Here is a 14,926-nt window from a genome sequence, read left to right on the forward strand (position 1 = left end):
GGCCGGGCAGCATCCGGATCCGCGTCTCCCGCGAGATGTCGTTGGGACCGAACACGAAGCCGGCAAGCCGCGAGCCCTCGTCATGCACCGTCGCGGCGAGCTTGTCGGCATCGAGCACGGCGCGCGCGGTCTCGATCATGGCCCAGACCTTCAGTGAGGGGTCGGCGCCGACCTCTGCCAAGCGCTCGGTAACAGTATGCAGATCCTCGACTGTCGAGACCTTGGGAACCAGGATGCCATCAGGCGCCGCCTGCCCCGCCATCGCGGCATCGTCGCTCCACCAGGGCGTATCCAGGGCGTTGATGCGGATCAACAGTTCGCGACCGCCATAGCCATCCGCCGCTACGGCCTTGGCGATCTGCTCGCGCGCGGTTCCCTTGGCATCCGGGGCCACGGAGTCTTCGAGATCGAGGATCAGGCCGTCGGCCGGCAGATTGCGGCCCTTTTCCAGCGCCCGCGCATTCGAGCCAGGCATGAACAGAAGGCTGCGGCGCGGACGAATCATGTGACCATTTCCCTTGACGATTTCCCGACATTGCCCGCGGGGTTTCTCGTGGCGTTCCCCATGGCGTCGCGGAAGCCCCCGCGATACCATTTCGCCGCCGGCCCTGAAAGTCTTGTTCCCGCCCGTATCATGTGATTAGGCAACTCTTATGAAATTGTTTCCGAAACGTCTGCTCGAAGGCTACCACGCTTTCGCCACCCACCGCCTTCCTACCGAACAGAGCCGGTACAAGGAATTGTCCGAGCGCGGGCAATCGCCCGAGACCATGGTGATCGGCTGCTGCGATTCCCGGGTCTCGCCCGAGGCGATCTTCGATGTCGGGCCGGGCGAATTGTTCGTGCTCCGCAACATCGCCAATCTGGTGCCGATCTATCAGCCCGACGAAAACGCGCACGGCGTCTCGGCGGCGCTGGAGTTTGCCGTCACCGTGCTGAAGGTGAAGCACATCGTCATCCTGGGTCACGCCCAGTGCGGCGGCATCCGCGCCTTCGTCGACAAGATCGCGCCGCTGTCGCCCGGCGACTTCATCGGCCGCTGGATGTCGATGTTCGTCAAGCCGGGCGAAGTGGTCGAGCAGCGCGCCCACGAGAGCATGGCCGAATTCGTCACCCGGATCGAGAAGGCCGCGGTGTTCCGCAGCATCGAGAACCTGATGACGTTCCCGTTCGTGCGCAAGCGGGTCGAAAGCGGCGAGATGCAGCTGCACGGCGCCTATTTCGGCGTCGCCGAGGGCTCGCTGTTCGTGCTCGACCGGGAGACCAAGGAATTCAAGAGCGCGCGCGAGATCATCGAATAGCGAATAGGAAGTAGCGAATTGCTACTCGCTACTCGCCGCCGTGATCGCTGCTCCAGCGGTCCGACAGCGCCAGCATGAACGCCGAGACCACGAACAGCAGGTGCACGCCGACCAGCCAGGCGAGCCGGCTTGGCTCAAACACAGTGTCGATGTTCATGAAGGCCTTCAGCACCTGAATCGCCGAGATCGCGACGATCGAGGCGAGCAGCTTCTGCTTCAGGCCGCCGAACTGGATCTTGGTCATCCAGTCCGGCCAGTCGGGATGGCCGCCCGGATCGATCTTGGAGACGAAGTTCTCGTAGCCGGAGAACACCACGATCAGGATCAGATTGCCGGTCAGCGAGACGTCGATCAGCGAGAGCACACCGAGAATGATGTCGGACTCCTTCGAGCCCGGCGCATGCACGATGAACTCCCACAGCAGCATGCAGAACTTCAGCAACAGCACCGCAAGGCTGACGACCAGGCCGAGATAGAACGGCGCCATCAGCCAACGGCTGTTGAAGATCAGGTTTTCGATCCGCCGTTCGACAATATTGGGCCTGTGCTTGTCGGGCGAAGGCGCCGGCTGCTCGCTCATGAAGTTCTCCGGCGTTTCGCTCCCTGCCTCAGGCGGCCTTCTTCTTGGGCACGATCAGCTTGCGGTTGATCAGGCTTTCCGCGATCTGCACCGCGTTCAGCGCCGCGCCCTTGCGCAGATTGTCCGAGACGCACCACAGCACCAGACCGTTCTCGACCGTCGCATCCTCGCGAATGCGGCTGATATAGGTCGCATCCTCACCGGCGGCTTCATACGGCGTGACGTAGCCGCCCGGCTCGTGCTTGTCGATGACGAGGCAGCCCGGCGCATTGCGCAGGATGTTGCGCGCTTCATCGGCCGAGATCGGATTCTCGAACTCGATGTTGACCGCTTCCGAATGGCCGACGAACACCGGCACGCGCACGCAGGTGGCGGAGAGCTTGATCTTGGGATCCAAGATCTTCTTGGTCTCCATCATCATCTTCCACTCTTCCTTGGTGTAGCCGTCCTCCATGAACACGTCGATCTCGGGGATGACGTTGAAGGCGATACGCTTCGGGAATTTCTTGTTGATCAGTTCGCTGTTGGTGTAGACGGCCTTGGTCTGCGTGAACAATTCGTCCATCGCGTCCTTGCCGGCGCCCGACACCGACTGATAGGTCGAGACCACGACGCGCTTGATCGTTGCCTTGTCGTGCAACGGCTTCAGCGCGACCACGAGCTGCGCGGTCGAGCAGTTCGGGTTGGCGATGATGTTCTTCTTGGTGAAGCCCGCGGCCGCGTCGGCGTTCACCTCCGGCACGATCAGCGGCACGTCCGGATCCATCCGCCAGGCCGAGGAATTGTCGATCACGACCGCGCCGGCCGCGGCGATCTTCGGCGACCATTCCTTCGAGGCCGCGCCGCCGGCCGACATCAGGCAGATATCGACATCGGCAAAATCGTAGTGCTCCAGCGCCTTCACCTTCAGGGTGCGATCGCCGTAGGAGACTTCGATGCCGATGCTGCGACGTGAGGCGAGGGCTACGACTTCGTCGGCCGGAAATTTACGCTCGTCGAGAATCGCGAGCATTTCCCGTCCTACATTACCGGTCGCGCCGACAACGGCGACTTTGTAACCCATCGTTCACTCTCCGACGAAAAATGGCCTGTGACCGCGAAACGCGGAAACTGAAGCGGCAGCGCTTCTATGCGAGAAACGTCCCTGACACAACGTTACCATGACCTCCCGCATTTGATGCCCCCCGTTTCGATCCTTCCCTCACGGCCCCCGACAGCCGGTTTCATGCTCGCGCTCGAAAGTTTCGCCGACGAGGTCTGCGGCACCTTGGCGCGTCTGGTCGCCTATGTAGGCATGCTGGCGCTGCTCGGCATCCTCGCGCTCGCGCTTTGGCAGCAGATCGGCGGCCCGGCGTCCCCGGAACCGGCGGAGAGCTCGCGCTGGGCGATCGCCGACGAAGCGGTGCCGATCTACGCACTGCGCCTCGGCGATCAGCCCGACAAGTCCGCGACCTATACCGTGCTGCGTCACCCCGAGGGCGGCCGCAAGGACGTGATCCGCTGGGGCGAACCTGCCGAGCGGCGGCCGTTGGCGGAACTCGAAATCTATCGTCCCGGCGGTGAGCGTGACGCGCCTGCCGATCCGGCAGCTGACCCGACAGCCGATTTGGCGCGGCGGATGGCGGTCGAGGGCCCGACCGCCTTCGAGGCCGCCGGCGTGATCGACAGCAAGTTCGGCGCGGTCGCCCTGTTGCGGCCGGCCGGCGCCACCGACGGTCCACGCGGCTGCCTCGGCTTCCTCAAAGGCGTCCATAACCCCGAGCTGCGGCTGTCCGGCTGGTCCTGTCAGGGCGTCACCGGCCCTGTCAGCCGTGCCGCGATCGGCTGCATGCTGAACCGGCTGACCCTGCTTGCGGCCGACCACGACACGGGCCTCTCCGCCTTGTTCACCCGCGCCGAGGCGAAGCGCGCGACCTGCAGCCCCGGTATGTCGGCCGCCACCTCGGCGGACTGGGTCACCTCGGCCGACGATCCCCGGCTGCGCGGCGCCTTGTAGCGGGACGGCCGGTACCGCGGCGGCAAGTTGCGGATTTGATGCAACTTTCCCGCCACAGCGGCGATTTATCTGAGCCGGTGTGGCAACTATGACCTTGTGACGCCACATCCGGCACAGATATTGTGCCGCGCAACGCATGCGCATCGGCGGGCGCCCGCCACTTTTCGGCGCGAGGAAGAGGACGTGATGACGACATTTTCTGCCGCGAGCCGGCTCGCGATGCTCGCCTTGATTGCCGCGACCGGCCTGGCGGTTGCCACGTCCGCTGACGCCGCGACCAAGCGCAAGCAATATGGCACTTACGTCGCCACCGGCAGCAATGGGCCCAACGCGTCCTATCAATCGGGCCCGCACACCCGCGTCTACATCTCGAAGCGCTCCTGGCTCGATGGCGGCACCGAGGTGCTGCCCGGCGATCGCAAGTTCACCGATTACGCCTATCCGTCGGAATACGGCTATCCGTCCTTCGCCCGCGAGAACAACAACCGGCCGATCGACCGCCAGCCGCTGATGACGCCGACCGATCTCGGCGGCTACCCACGCGCCTTCCCGCTGCCGCCGGTCCCGTACTGAGACCAGCGGGTTTATCCTTTCGCGAAGGCCGGGCTCCGCCCGGCCTTTTGCGTTTGGGATGATGGCGATCAACGGCGCTCTCGGTCCGTGCTGTGTTTCTCCGCTGTCATCGTCCGCGAAGGCGGGCGATCCAGTATTCCGGCGACGGTCGTGATCTACCGAGACGACACTACGTACTGGATGCCGCCTGCGCGGGGCATGACGAACGTGGTGTGGCAGCGATCGCGGCGATTCCAACTCTCTTTCGGACATACATTCTCGTTCTCGCGACATGACATGTCCGAGTGATGCTGCGTATTCCGGCCCTCTCTATAATCGAGGGCGCAGGGAAGGCCGGGTGCAGGCCGCACCCATGGTTGCGTGCAAAAAAGCACGCGGTAGTCACCACAGGCTTGGCCGAAACAACCGGCCTTCCCTGCGCGATGGTTTACTTAGCTTATACGTGCTCTCCTCAGGGACCGGCTTTCTTGCCCCTGTCGCTCGCAATGCTCGTCAAATAGCATCGCCAACTTGACGCCAGCACCGGGGCGTCAGGACCACACGACTTCGCCGTCCGCGCCATGCCGTTCGTCTGCGAGTTGTTAGCTCGCTGCGACACGCCGCGTCCACCGCATCTCCGACCCAACGTTCGTGACGACCGCGAAGCGCCCCTCTTGATCGAGCCGAGACGGGCAGAAATGTGAACCTGATTTGCCCGACGGCGCAAGGCCCTGATACGTGCGACACAATGGCACGACGGGCAGTCACACAGAAGATCACACAAAGACCAGTTAGTTAAGGATTCAGCTCGCCACAAAAAGATCGTCATCCCCGTTTCGAGCCGAGACCCATAGACACCAACGGCTATGGTGACACGTGCGTGTCGCTCCAGCCTTCGCAAAACGAGCTGCTCGGAGCATGGGTCCCGGGTCGGCGCGCTGCGCGCTTGCCCGGGACGACACCGTCTATGTTGCCGCAGTGGCGACCGCTAACAGGAGTGCGCGAACTAAGCGTGCTGCTTCTCCAGCTCCTTGATCACGGCCTCACCCATCTGCGTGGTCGAAGCGGGCGTGGAGCCTTCCGACTTGATGTCGGCGGTGCGCAGCCCGCTGGCCAGCACGGCGGCGATGGCGGCTTCGAGCTTGTCGGCGAGCGCGCCCATGTCGAAGGAGTAGCGCAGCGCCATGCCGAACGACGACAGCATCGCGATCGGATTGGCGAGGCCCTTGCCCGCGATGTCGGGCGCCGAGCCGTGCACCGGCTCATACAGCGCCTTGCGGGTCTTGGAGCGTGGGTCGACCTCGCCGAGCGAGGCGGACGGCAGCATGCCGAGCGATCCGGTCAGCATCGCCGCGATGTCGGAGAGCATGTCGCCGAACAGATTGTCGGTGACGATGACGTCGAACATCTTCGGATATTTCACCAGGTTCATGCCGCCGGAATCGGCGAGCTGATGCTCCAAGGTCACGTCCTTGTATTCGCGGCCATGCACTTGGGTGACGACCTCGTTCCAGAGCACGCCCGACTTCATGACGTTGCGCTTCTCCATCGAGGTCACCTTGTTGCGGCGCTTGCGCGCCAGGTCGAAGGCGACGCGGGCAATGCGCTCGATCTCATAGGTGTCGTAGACCTGGGTGTCGATGGCGCGCTTCTGGCCGTTGCCGAGATCGGTGATGGTCTTCGGCTCGCCGAAATAGACACCGCCGGTGAGCTCGCGCACGATCATGATGTCGAGGCCCTCGACGATGTCGCGCTTCAGGCTCGAGGCGTCGGCCAGCGCCGGGTAGCACACCGCCGGTCGCAGATTGGCGAACAGGCCGAGATCCTTGCGCAGCCGCAGCAGACCGGCTTCGGGGCGCACGTCGTAGGGCACGCTATCCCATTTCGGGCCGCCGACCGCGCCGAAGATGATGGCGTCGGCCGCCTTCGCCTTGGCCATGTCGCCTTCCGAGATCGACACCTTGTGCGCGTCATAGGCTGAGCCGCCGACCAGCCCTTCCTCGGTCGCGAACGACGCCAGACCCTTGCTGTTGAGCCAGCCGATCAGGCGCTTCACCTCCGCCATCACTTCGGGGCCAATGCCGTCGCCCGGCAGCAAGAGCAGCTTGTGAGTCGCCATAGGGGAAATCCTTCCGCGTGTTGTTGTTCGTCGTTCCGGACGCCTGATAATGCGCGGTAATCCGGAATGGCCGACGGGCGGGAGTGCTAAAGCGCCGCTGCGGTATTGGCAAGTCACCATTGCCGCAGGGGACCTTCAGCTCAGCGCGCCGACGCTATAAACATTCTACGGTATCGCCTCCGCGCGCCCAGGTTCGTCCCCGCTACGGCGGGACGGGAGTATCTCCTTGCCAGATCCGCAATCGCCTCTGCCACCGGCGCATCCGGCGCGGCTGAACCTCACGCTGTCGCTCAGCCCGATCGTCAGCCTCGGCATCGGCCGCTTCGCCTATGCGCTGGTGTTGCCCGACATGCGGGAGTCGCTCGGCTGGTCGTATTCGGCCGCCGGCTTCATGAATACCGTCAACGCGGCCGGCTACCTCATCGGTGCGCTGATCGCCTCCCGGATGATCCGGCGCTTCGGCTGGTCGGCGACGCTCCGCGGCGGAACATTGGCGGCGTTGGCCTCGCTCGCCGTCTGCGCGATGACTGGAAATTTCGCGGCGCTGAGCCTGGCGCGGCTGGTCGCGGGTATCGGCGCGGCGGTCGGCTTCGTCGCCGGCGGCGCGCTCGCGGCCCGGATCGCGCAATCGGTGCCGGCGCAAGCGAGCTTCGTCATGAGCCTGTTCTATGCCGGACCGCCGCTCGGCATCGTCGCATCGGGCCTGGTCGCACCGTTCGTGCTGCAGTATTTCGGCCCCGGCTCGTGGTGGGTGGTGTGGTGGGCGCTGACCCTGCTCGGCGCCGTGCTGACGATCCCGCTGCTGCTGACACCGATCCCCGGCAAGGCGGCACTCCCGGATCGTGGCGCATCGAGCTTCTCGCTGAAGCCGATGGCGATCTATCTCGTCAGCTACTTCCTCTATGGCGCGGGCTACATCGCCTATATGACCTTCATGATCGCCTATGTCCGCGATCTCGGCGGCGGCGCGCTGGCGCAGGCCGCGTTCTGGTGCCTGATCGGGCTCGCCGGCTTCACCACGCCCTGGGTCTGGCGCCGCGTGCTGGCAATGGATCGCGGCGGGCTGCCCAGCGGCATCGTGCTGACGGTCAACGCCATTGGCGCCGCCCTGCCAATGCTCGACCACTCGCCGGCGATGCTGGCGCTCTCGGCGGCGATCTTCGGCCTCGCCTTCTCGACCGTGACCACCTCGACCACCGCCTTCGTCCGCTTCAACGCGCCACCGGCGGCGTGGCCCGGCGCGATCGCGGCCCTCACCATCGTGTTCGGCATCGGCCAGACCATCGGCCCGTTCGTGGTCGGGGCCATCACCGATGCGCTGGGCAGCCTCACCTACGCGCTGAACATCTCGGCCGGCCTGCTGCTGCTGGCGGCAGTGGCGGCGGCGATGCAGGGGAAGTTGGCGAAGCCAGTGTAGTGCGCAGACGCCTCAACCCATCAGATGTCCCTCAGCTCCCGCTGAAGGAATTATAGCCCTGGTCTTCCCAATAACCGCCCTTGTACTCATTTGTGACCTCCATCGACGTCACGTATTTCGGGTTCTTGAAACCGAGCTTGGTGGGCACGCGGATCTTCATCGGGAAGCCGTAGGCGCGCGGCAGGATCTCGTCGGCGAATTTGAAGGTCATCTGGGTCTGCGGGTGCAGCGCGCTGCGCATGTCCAGCGGCGAGTTGTAGCCGTCCTTGTCGGCGCACTGGAACCAGACATATTTCGCGCGCGTATCGGCGCCGATCAGCTTGAGGAAGTCGCGCAACGGCGTGCCGGTCCATGAGCCGATCGCGCTCCAGCCCTCGACGCAAATGTGCCGCGTCACTTGGCTGACCTGCGGCAGCGCGTAAAGCTCCGGCAAGGTCCAGGACTTCTTGTTGTCGACGAGACCCGAGACCTCGAGCTTCCAGTCGGCGGCCTCGATCTCCGGCGCATCGTCGAGATCGTAGTAGGCGTTGAACGGGAACGGCTTGGTGATCATGCTCTCCGGGTAGGTCGGCGCCAGCGCATCCGGATTGAACAGCCAGGCCTGCACGGCATCGTTGAACTTGGAAATCCGCGCCAACATCGCGTCGGCGGAATCGCTGTCGAGCACGTCGCAGCCGGTCAACAACGTCAAGGCGCCGAGGCTGGCGCCGCCGGCAATGAAGCGGCGACGGGCCGGATCGGGCAACAGCTTGGCGGCATCCCTGACCAGCAGATTCTTGTCGACACCGGGGATCAGCAGCGAGCGCAAACGGCCCATGGCAATTCTCCTTGAAGATGGGCTCAACGGCCGATGATCATCGCGCGCAGGCTTTTCGGCACCAGCAGCGCCAGCGCGACATGGACGACCAGGAAGGCTGCGATCGCCGACATGCAGAAGAAGTGCACATAGCGGGCCCGGTCGTAGTCGCCGAACAGCGAAACCAACCAATGCAGCTGCACCGGCTTCCAGATCGAGAGCCCGGACAGCACGATCACGATGCCGACCACGATGATGCCGGCATAGAGCAGCTTCTGGACATAATTGTACTTGGAGAGGTCGTCGTGGCCGAGCTTGAAGGTGAGCGCCGCCTTGAGATCGCCGGCGACGCCCTTTGGCGTGATCGGCAGCAGCTTGTTGCGCAAGCGGCCGGTGGCGAGCCCGGTGATCAGATAGGCGAAACCATTGACCATCAGCAGCCACATGGCCGCGAAGTGCCACAGCAGCGCGCCAGCGAGCCAGCCGCCGAGGGTGATGCTGTGCGAGAAGCGGAAATCGAACAGTGGCGAGGCGTTGTAGATCTGCCAGCCGGACATGATCATCATGATCATCGCCACCGCGTTGATCCAATGCATGACGCGGACCCAACCCGGCTGGATCAGCTTCCGGCTGGCTTGCGCCGGCGCCACACCGGCATGGGGGTCTGCGGCAACGAGACTGCTCATGACGGCTCCATGGGGTTCGCGGGGGTTCGCGATTGCGTCATCCAGACGACTATACGTCGAGATCAGCCTCGCCGTTACAGTCAGTACGAATAATTCGTCATCGACTTCCATTTCCGCGGGCTGAACGGCGATCACAAAAAAGCGAGCCGGGTCAGTCGCCCGGCTCGCTGATCACGGGATGAAATCCGTAGGTGAGGTGTTACGATGCCGGCATCAGCACGGTGTCGACGACATGAATGACGCCGTTCGACTGGTTGACGTTGGAGATCGAGACCATCGCGGTGTCGCCCTTGGCATCGACGATCCAGATTTTGCCGTCCTTGTGCTTGACCGTGAGCTGCTCGCCCTCGACCGTCTTCAACTTCTTGCCGTCGGTGAGGTCGGACGCCTCGAGCTTGCCGGGCACCACGTGATAGGTGAGGATCTTGGTCAAGGTCGCCTTGTTCTCCGGCTTGACCAGCGTGTCGACGGTGCCGGCCGGCAGCTTGCCGAAGGCCTCATTGGTCGGCGCGAACACCGTGAACGGTCCCTTCCCTTCCAGCGTATCGACCAGCCCGGCCGCCTTCACCGCCGCGACCAGCGTGGTGTGATCCTTCGAATTGACCGCGTTCTGGACGATGTTCTTGGACGGATACATCGCGGCACCTCCGACCATCACCGTCTTCTCGTTCGCGCGCGCCGGCGCGACGAAGCTCGAGGTGAGCGCGAGCGCGCTGAACGCAACAGCGGAGAGAAGGGCAATGCGCTTTGAAATTCGCTTGGACATGGAGTGCTCCTGATATCGTTTCGATCGGCCGGACGGCCATCGTTGGTCGCAAGACACGGAGCGTCGAAGCGATCATCGCGCGATGACCTCTCGTGACTTGTCGGGCGGAGCTACGGCAGGGTCTTGCCCGGGGTTTCGCGGGATAATTTAACGTGATGAGCGAAACTAATCAGTCCGGCGGACGTGTGGCGCTGTGTGCGGGCGGCCGAAACACCACAGCCAGCGTCGTCATTGCGAGGAGCGAAGCGACGAAGCAATCCAGAATCCTTGCTTGGCGCTAAATTGCTTCGTCGCCTTCGGCTTCTCGCAATGACGGCGCGCGACCGGTCGTCCATTGAACGACGTGCGCTTCCTCTGCGCCCGCGATCATGCATTCGACCCGCACGCATTAACTACGATCGCAGGCGACGGTGCACGAAACTCACGCCATCGTTGCGATTAACGTTCTCTTAAGGTTGATAGATGGTCTACGCGGCGTTGCTGGATGGGGGTATCCGGCAATGTGACGCGCGCAAAGCGGGGGCTTGCGATCGTGGTCAGAACAGTCTGGTTTGCCGGAATTCTCCTGCTGGTGCTGCTCGGCCTGCTCGCCGTCAAGATGGTCACGACATCAGCCGCCGCGTCCGACACCACGCCGAGCGACACCACCTCGGCGCTGACCCAGGGCATTCCCGCCGAGAACACTTTGACCGAAGCCGACCGCGGCGTGGCCACGCCCGATGTCGAAGGCACGCCACTGCTGCCGGTCGAATCCAACGACGTGCGTGCGGCGCATGCCGAGTTCAGGCCGTCCGAAATCATGCGCAAACACGCACCGATCAAGGCAGTGGCAGCGAAGCCACGCGCCACCGCTGCCAAGCCGGCCAAGGTCGCCGAGGTGAAAGCGTGCCGGCCGCGCGATCCAATCGCACGCTTCCTCATTGCGGCGAAGCTGGTACCACCATGCGCGGGGTGAGCGACCGCACGATAGAAATGTAGCTCACCGGTGTCATCGGCTGCGAAAGCGGGCGCGATCCAGTACGCCGTGACGCTTCGGTCGAAGCACGACGGGCGCGGCGTACTGGATGCCCCGCCTGCGCGGAGCATGACAACTGAATTTGAGGCGGCCTGAGTGCAATCCTCAGCGGCTCCTGCCCCACTCAATCCCGGTTCGACGGCGTCTGGATGAAGCCGCGATTCCAGGTCGGGCTGATCAGGATCTCATTGACGCAGACCCGCGGCGGCAGGCTCGCGACGAAGGCGATGGTGCGGCCGAGATCTTCGCCCTGCAGCATCTTCGCCTGTTCCTCCTCGCTCGGCACCACCGGGCGCTGCTGCAGGATCGGGGTCGCCACTTCTCCTGGCATGAGACAACACGCGCGCAGACCGTTGACGCATTCGTCCATGTTGAAGGAGTGGGTCAGCGCCAGCACCGCGTGCTTGGTGGTGGTGTAGGCCGGCCCCGGCATCTTCGAGACATGGCGCCCCGCCCATGACGACACGTTGATGATGCTGCCGTCCTTTTGCGCCCGCATCGTCGGCAACACCGCGCGCATGCAATAGAGCACGCCGTTGAGGTTGATCTCGACGAGCTGGTTCCAGCCCTTCAGGGTCATGTCGTCCCAGCGCCGCCTGGGCACGTTGACGCCGGCGGAGTTGACCAGGAGATCGATACGGCCGTGCCGCGCCACGATGTCGTCGGCGGCCTTTTGCACGGCATCGGCCTTGGCGACATCGAGCGCGATAGCCTCGGCCGTTCCGCCATTCTTGGCAATCGCCGCCACTACGCCGTCGAGCGCCTCCTTGCGGCGGCCCGACACCACCACGGTCCAGCCGTCCGCCGCCAGCGCCAGCGCGCCGGCCTCGCCGATTCCGCTGCCGCCACCGGTGATCCAGGCCACGCGTTTTCCGATTTCCGTCATCCGTTCTCTCCCGTTGCCTTCGAAAGGGCGTTTTTGCTATTGCAGCGTTGTCCGATGGCGAGCCCTCGGGCCGCCCGCCTGCCCTATCCGATATCGTCGAGCATGATGGCCTGACGCGGCAGCTTCCGCTGTTCCGGATCATTGCTCCAGGGGACTCTTGCATGACAAACGTCGCCAACGCCAATCTGTTTTCCCGCCTGTTCGACGGCCTCGACGATCCCAGCAGGCTCGCGATCGAGACCGATGGAGGCAAGCGCATCAGCTACGGCGACCTGATCGCCCGCGCGGGCCGGATCGCGAATGTGCTGGTGGCGCGCGGCGTCAAGCCGGGCGACCGGGTCGCAGTGCAGGTCGAGAAATCGGTCGAGAACCTCACGCTCTATCTGGCCACTGTGCGCGCCGGTGGCGTCTACCTGCCGCTCAACACCGCCTACACACTGAACGAGCTCGACTACTTCATCACCGATGCCGAGCCGACCGTGGTGGTCTGCGACCCGTCGAAGGCCGAGGGCATTGCCGCGATCGCGGCGAAGGTCGGCGCCAAGGTCGAGACGCTGGATGCGAGCGGCAAGGGCTCGCTGAGCGAGGCGGCCGACAAGGCCGACACGGCGTTCGCCACCGTGGCGCGCGGCAATGACGACCTCGCCGCCATCCTCTACACGTCCGGCACCACCGGCCGCTCCAAGGGCGCGATGCTCAGCCACGACAATCTGGCCTCGAACTCGCTGACCCTGGTCGACTATTGGCGTTTCACAAAGGATGACGTGCTGATCCACGCGCTGCCGATCTATCACACCCACGGTTTGTTCGTGGCCAGCAACGTCACGCTGTTCGCGCGCGCGTCGATGATCTTCCTGCCCAAGCTCGACCCGGATCGCATCATCAAGCTGATGGCGCGCGCCACCGTGCTGATGGGCGTGCCGACCTTCTACACCCGTCTGCTGGCAAACCCGGCGCTGAACAAAGATACGACCAAGCATATGCGGCTGTTCATCTCGGGCTCGGCGCCGCTGCTCGCCGACACCCATCGTGAATGGTTCGCGCGCACCGGACACGCCGTGCTCGAGCGCTACGGCATGACCGAGACCAACATGAACACGTCGAACCCCTATGACGGCGAGCGCGTGCCCGGCGCGGTTGGCTTCCCGCTGCCCGGCGTGTCCGCGCGCGTCACCGATCCGGAGACGGCAGAGGTGCTGCCGCGCGACCAGATCGGCGTCATCGAGGTCAAAGGCCCGAACGTGTTCAAGGGCTATTGGCGGATGCCGGAGAAGACCAGGTCCGAATTCCGCGACGACGGCTTCTTCATCACCGGCGACCTCGGCAAGATCGATCCCAAGGGGTACGTCCACATCCTCGGCCGCGGCAAGGATCTGGTGATCTCGGGCGGCTTCAACGTCTATCCGAAGGAGATCGAGAGCGAGATCGACGCCATGCCGGGCGTGGTGGAATCCGCCGTGATCGGTGTGCCGCATGCCGATTTCGGCGAGGGCGTCACCGCGGTGGTGGTCTGCCATCCCGGCGCCGACGTCAGCGAGGCCAGCGTGCTGAAGGCGCTCGACGGCCGGCTGGCCAAGTTCAAGATGCCCAAGCGGGTGTTCATCGTGAACGAGCTACCGCGCAACACCATGGGCAAGGTGCAGAAGAACGTGCTGCGCGAGCAGTACAAGGACATCTACGCGAAGAAATAGGTCGGGGGGAGCCGATGACGCGCGATGAGGCTGAGAGCATCCAACTTCATCTGATCGAAGCGGCTGCCGCGATAAGCCGCGCCGAGCATGCGATCGCCGAAGCGGGTCCTGATGCGCGCGAGGCATTGGGCGGCCATCTCCGCGATGTGGGCAAGAGCCTGCATACAGGATTGCTTTATACGATCTATCAGCGCTTTCCCGATCTCAAGCCCCCGCCTGGGGAAGACTTCGACATCGACAGCGAGCTGTATTGGGACGAGGTCCTCCTGCCCGCCGGCATCACGGAGGCCGGTCTGGACGAAATCATTTTCTCAGCGCTGACGCCGCGTTGGCAGAAGACGGCCTGGATCCTCGTCCTTGCGCTCAAGGATTGCGAGAAACGAACCTGGCAGCTCGAAGCGGAAGTTATCGCCGCGCGCATCCTGGCGCTGGCCGACGATGACCGGATCGATCAGCAGGGCGATCTGCGCATATGGCGTTACAGCGAGGTGCGGCTGCTGCCGCAAGCCGCGTCAGTGCCCTGACACCAGGCTGATCACGAAGCGGCTGCCGACAATGAAGAGATAACAGCCGAACGCCATCTCGAGCTGGCGCTTCGACAGCGCATGCGCGGCGCGCACGCCCCATGGCGCGGTGACCAGGCTGAGCGGCACCACCAGCACCGCGCCGATTAGCGAGACATAGCCGAGCGCGAACGGCAACTGCAGCGCGGCGACATCGGGATAGTGCGCGGCCGCGGGCCAGCCAGCATAGACATAGCCCAGCGCGCCGGGGATCGAGATCAGCACCGCGAGCGCCGATGAGGTCGCGACCGCCTGGTGGATCGGCCTTCCGTAGAACGTCATCAGCAGGTTGGAGAACAGCCCGCCGCCGATCCCCATCAAGGTCGACAGCAGCCCGACCACGATTCCATAAGCCTTCATCAGCGGCCCCTTCGGCAGCTCGTCGCCGAGCTTCCAGCTGGCGCGGCCGAAGATCAGGCGGAACGCCGCCGACCAGGCGACTGCGACAAAGACATATTTGAACAGCCGCTCCGGCGCGATGCGCGCGATCGCGCTGCCGGCGATGACGCCGATCAGGATCGTCAGCCACCAGGCGCGGATCACGCTCATGTCGACCGC

16 protein-coding genes are annotated in these 14,926 nt (G+C 64.2%); 7 read left to right on the plus strand and 9 right to left on the minus strand.

The genetic code is table 11. The features are described from left to right. On the minus strand, nt 1–505 hold a 505-nt coding region (locus WA702_RS11625; protein ID WP_425110665.1), incomplete at its 3' end, for an HpcH/HpaI aldolase/citrate lyase family protein. 148 nt (nt 506–653) lie between these two features. Here WA702_RS11625 and WA702_RS11630 point away from each other — a divergent pair. Beyond that, nucleotides 654–1,301, plus strand: a complete 648-nt coding sequence (locus tag WA702_RS11630) for a carbonic anhydrase (RefSeq protein ID WP_425110666.1) — start codon at nt 654–656, stop codon at nt 1,299–1,301. Nucleotides 1,302–1,329: 28 nt separating this feature from the next. Here the strand turns inward: WA702_RS11630 and WA702_RS11635 are convergent, their stop codons facing one another. Together WA702_RS11635 and WA702_RS11640 are read right to left on the minus strand one after the other, a co-directional pair. Further along, a complete protein-coding gene (locus tag WA702_RS11635; RefSeq protein WP_425110667.1) occupies nt 1,330–1,881 on the minus strand; it encodes a TIGR00645 family protein in 552 nt (183 codons plus the stop codon). Between the two features lie 28 nt (nt 1,882–1,909). Further along, nucleotides 1,910–2,944 carry an aspartate-semialdehyde dehydrogenase gene (locus WA702_RS11640; protein WP_425110668.1) on the minus strand — a complete coding sequence of 345 codons (1,035 nt, stop codon included), beginning with the start codon at nt 2,942–2,944 and terminating at the stop codon, nt 1,910–1,912. A 162-nt stretch (nt 2,945–3,106) separates the two neighbouring features. Here WA702_RS11640 and WA702_RS11645 point away from each other — a divergent pair, with 162 nt between their 5' ends. Together WA702_RS11645 and WA702_RS11650 are read left to right on the plus strand one after the other, a co-directional pair. Continuing rightward, nucleotides 3,107–3,877 (plus strand): hypothetical protein, encoded by a 771-nt coding sequence (locus WA702_RS11645; RefSeq protein ID WP_425110669.1) that lies wholly within the window; start codon nt 3,107–3,109, stop codon nt 3,875–3,877. Nucleotides 3,878–4,063: 186 nt separating this feature from the next. Continuing rightward, nucleotides 4,064–4,450, plus strand: a complete 387-nt coding sequence (locus tag WA702_RS11650; RefSeq protein WP_425110670.1) for a hypothetical protein — start codon at nt 4,064–4,066, stop codon at nt 4,448–4,450. A 985-nt stretch (nt 4,451–5,435) separates the two neighbouring features. Here WA702_RS11650 and leuB read toward each other — a convergent pair. After that, nucleotides 5,436–6,548, minus strand: a complete 1,113-nt coding sequence (gene leuB, locus WA702_RS11655) for a 3-isopropylmalate dehydrogenase (RefSeq protein ID WP_425110671.1) — start codon at nt 6,546–6,548, stop codon at nt 5,436–5,438. 226 nt (nt 6,549–6,774) lie between these two features. Between leuB and WA702_RS11660 the strand changes: the two genes are divergently transcribed. After that, nucleotides 6,775–7,965 (plus strand): YbfB/YjiJ family MFS transporter, encoded by a 1,191-nt coding sequence (locus WA702_RS11660; protein ID WP_425110672.1) that lies wholly within the window; start codon nt 6,775–6,777, stop codon nt 7,963–7,965. Nucleotides 7,966–7,996: 31 nt separating this feature from the next. On the opposite strand, the gene WA702_RS11665 is transcribed toward WA702_RS11660, so the two are convergent. The 3 genes from WA702_RS11665 to WA702_RS11675 all read right to left on the minus strand — a co-directional run bounded on the left by WA702_RS11665 (nt 7,997) and on the right by WA702_RS11675 (nt 10,201). Further along, entirely contained in the window at nt 7,997–8,782 is a 786-nt protein-coding gene (locus WA702_RS11665; RefSeq protein WP_425110673.1) for a molybdopterin-binding protein, read from the minus strand. Nucleotides 8,783–8,805: 23 nt separating this feature from the next. Continuing rightward, nucleotides 8,806–9,447, minus strand: coding sequence for a cytochrome b/b6 domain-containing protein (locus tag WA702_RS11670; protein ID WP_425110675.1), 642 nt, complete (start codon nt 9,445–9,447; stop codon nt 8,806–8,808). A gap of 199 nt (nt 9,448–9,646) precedes the next feature. After that, complete coding sequence (locus WA702_RS11675) at nt 9,647–10,201, minus strand: fasciclin domain-containing protein (protein ID WP_425110681.1); 555 nt, start codon at nt 10,199–10,201, stop codon at nt 9,647–9,649. Nucleotides 10,202–10,697: 496 nt separating this feature from the next. Here WA702_RS11675 and WA702_RS11680 point away from each other — a divergent pair, with 496 nt between their 5' ends. Continuing rightward, nucleotides 10,698–11,168, plus strand: a complete 471-nt coding sequence (locus WA702_RS11680) for a hypothetical protein (protein WP_425110676.1) — start codon at nt 10,698–10,700, stop codon at nt 11,166–11,168. A gap of 184 nt (nt 11,169–11,352) precedes the next feature. On the opposite strand, the gene WA702_RS11685 is transcribed toward WA702_RS11680, so the two are convergent. After that, nucleotides 11,353–12,114 (minus strand): SDR family oxidoreductase, encoded by a 762-nt coding sequence (locus tag WA702_RS11685; RefSeq protein ID WP_425110677.1) that lies wholly within the window; start codon nt 12,112–12,114, stop codon nt 11,353–11,355. 161 nt (nt 12,115–12,275) lie between these two features. Here WA702_RS11685 and WA702_RS11690 point away from each other — a divergent pair, with 161 nt between their 5' ends. Together WA702_RS11690 and WA702_RS11695 are read left to right on the plus strand one after the other, a co-directional pair. Then, nucleotides 12,276–13,805 carry a malonate--CoA ligase gene (locus WA702_RS11690; protein ID WP_425110678.1) on the plus strand — a complete coding sequence of 510 codons (1,530 nt, stop codon included), beginning with the start codon at nt 12,276–12,278 and terminating at the stop codon, nt 13,803–13,805. A gap of 14 nt (nt 13,806–13,819) precedes the next feature. Next, nucleotides 13,820–14,329, plus strand: a complete 510-nt coding sequence (locus WA702_RS11695) for a hypothetical protein (RefSeq protein WP_425110679.1) — start codon at nt 13,820–13,822, stop codon at nt 14,327–14,329. Here the strand turns inward: WA702_RS11695 and WA702_RS11700 are convergent. Next, nucleotides 14,318–14,926 (minus strand): sulfite exporter TauE/SafE family protein (locus WA702_RS11700; protein ID WP_425110680.1); only part of this gene is annotated, 609 nt, incomplete at its 5' end. The two genes, WA702_RS11695 and WA702_RS11700, sit on opposite strands and share 12 nt — an antisense overlap.

The sequence above is a fragment of the Bradyrhizobium sp. genome (assembly GCF_049798375.1).
Classification (GTDB): Bacteria; Pseudomonadota; Alphaproteobacteria; order Rhizobiales; family Xanthobacteraceae; genus Bradyrhizobium.

What these genes read in the sequence shown, in the direction of transcription:
- WA702_RS11630 (WP_425110666.1), top strand. Translation starts at nt 654, where the DNA reads ATGAAATTGTTTCCGAAACGTCTGCTCGAAGGCTACCACGCTTTCGCC.
- WA702_RS11635 (WP_425110667.1), bottom strand. Translation starts at nt 1,881, where the DNA reads ATGAGCGAGCAGCCGGCGCCTTCGCCCGACAAGCACAGGCCCAATATT.
- WA702_RS11640 (WP_425110668.1), bottom strand. Translation starts at nt 2,944, where the DNA reads ATGGGTTACAAAGTCGCCGTTGTCGGCGCGACCGGTAATGTAGGACGG.
- WA702_RS11645 (WP_425110669.1), top strand. Translation starts at nt 3,107, where the DNA reads ATGCTCGCGCTCGAAAGTTTCGCCGACGAGGTCTGCGGCACCTTGGCG.
- WA702_RS11650 (WP_425110670.1), top strand. Translation starts at nt 4,064, where the DNA reads ATGACGACATTTTCTGCCGCGAGCCGGCTCGCGATGCTCGCCTTGATT.
- leuB (WP_425110671.1), bottom strand. Translation starts at nt 6,548, where the DNA reads ATGGCGACTCACAAGCTGCTCTTGCTGCCGGGCGACGGCATTGGCCCC.
- WA702_RS11665 (WP_425110673.1), bottom strand. Translation starts at nt 8,782, where the DNA reads ATGGGCCGTTTGCGCTCGCTGCTGATCCCCGGTGTCGACAAGAATCTG.
- WA702_RS11670 (WP_425110675.1), bottom strand. Translation starts at nt 9,447, where the DNA reads ATGAGCAGTCTCGTTGCCGCAGACCCCCATGCCGGTGTGGCGCCGGCG.
- WA702_RS11680 (WP_425110676.1), top strand. Translation starts at nt 10,698, where the DNA reads ATGGGGGTATCCGGCAATGTGACGCGCGCAAAGCGGGGGCTTGCGATC.
- WA702_RS11685 (WP_425110677.1), bottom strand. Translation starts at nt 12,114, where the DNA reads ATGACGGAAATCGGAAAACGCGTGGCCTGGATCACCGGTGGCGGCAGC.
- WA702_RS11690 (WP_425110678.1), top strand. Translation starts at nt 12,276, where the DNA reads ATGACAAACGTCGCCAACGCCAATCTGTTTTCCCGCCTGTTCGACGGC.
- WA702_RS11695 (WP_425110679.1), top strand. Translation starts at nt 13,820, where the DNA reads ATGACGCGCGATGAGGCTGAGAGCATCCAACTTCATCTGATCGAAGCG.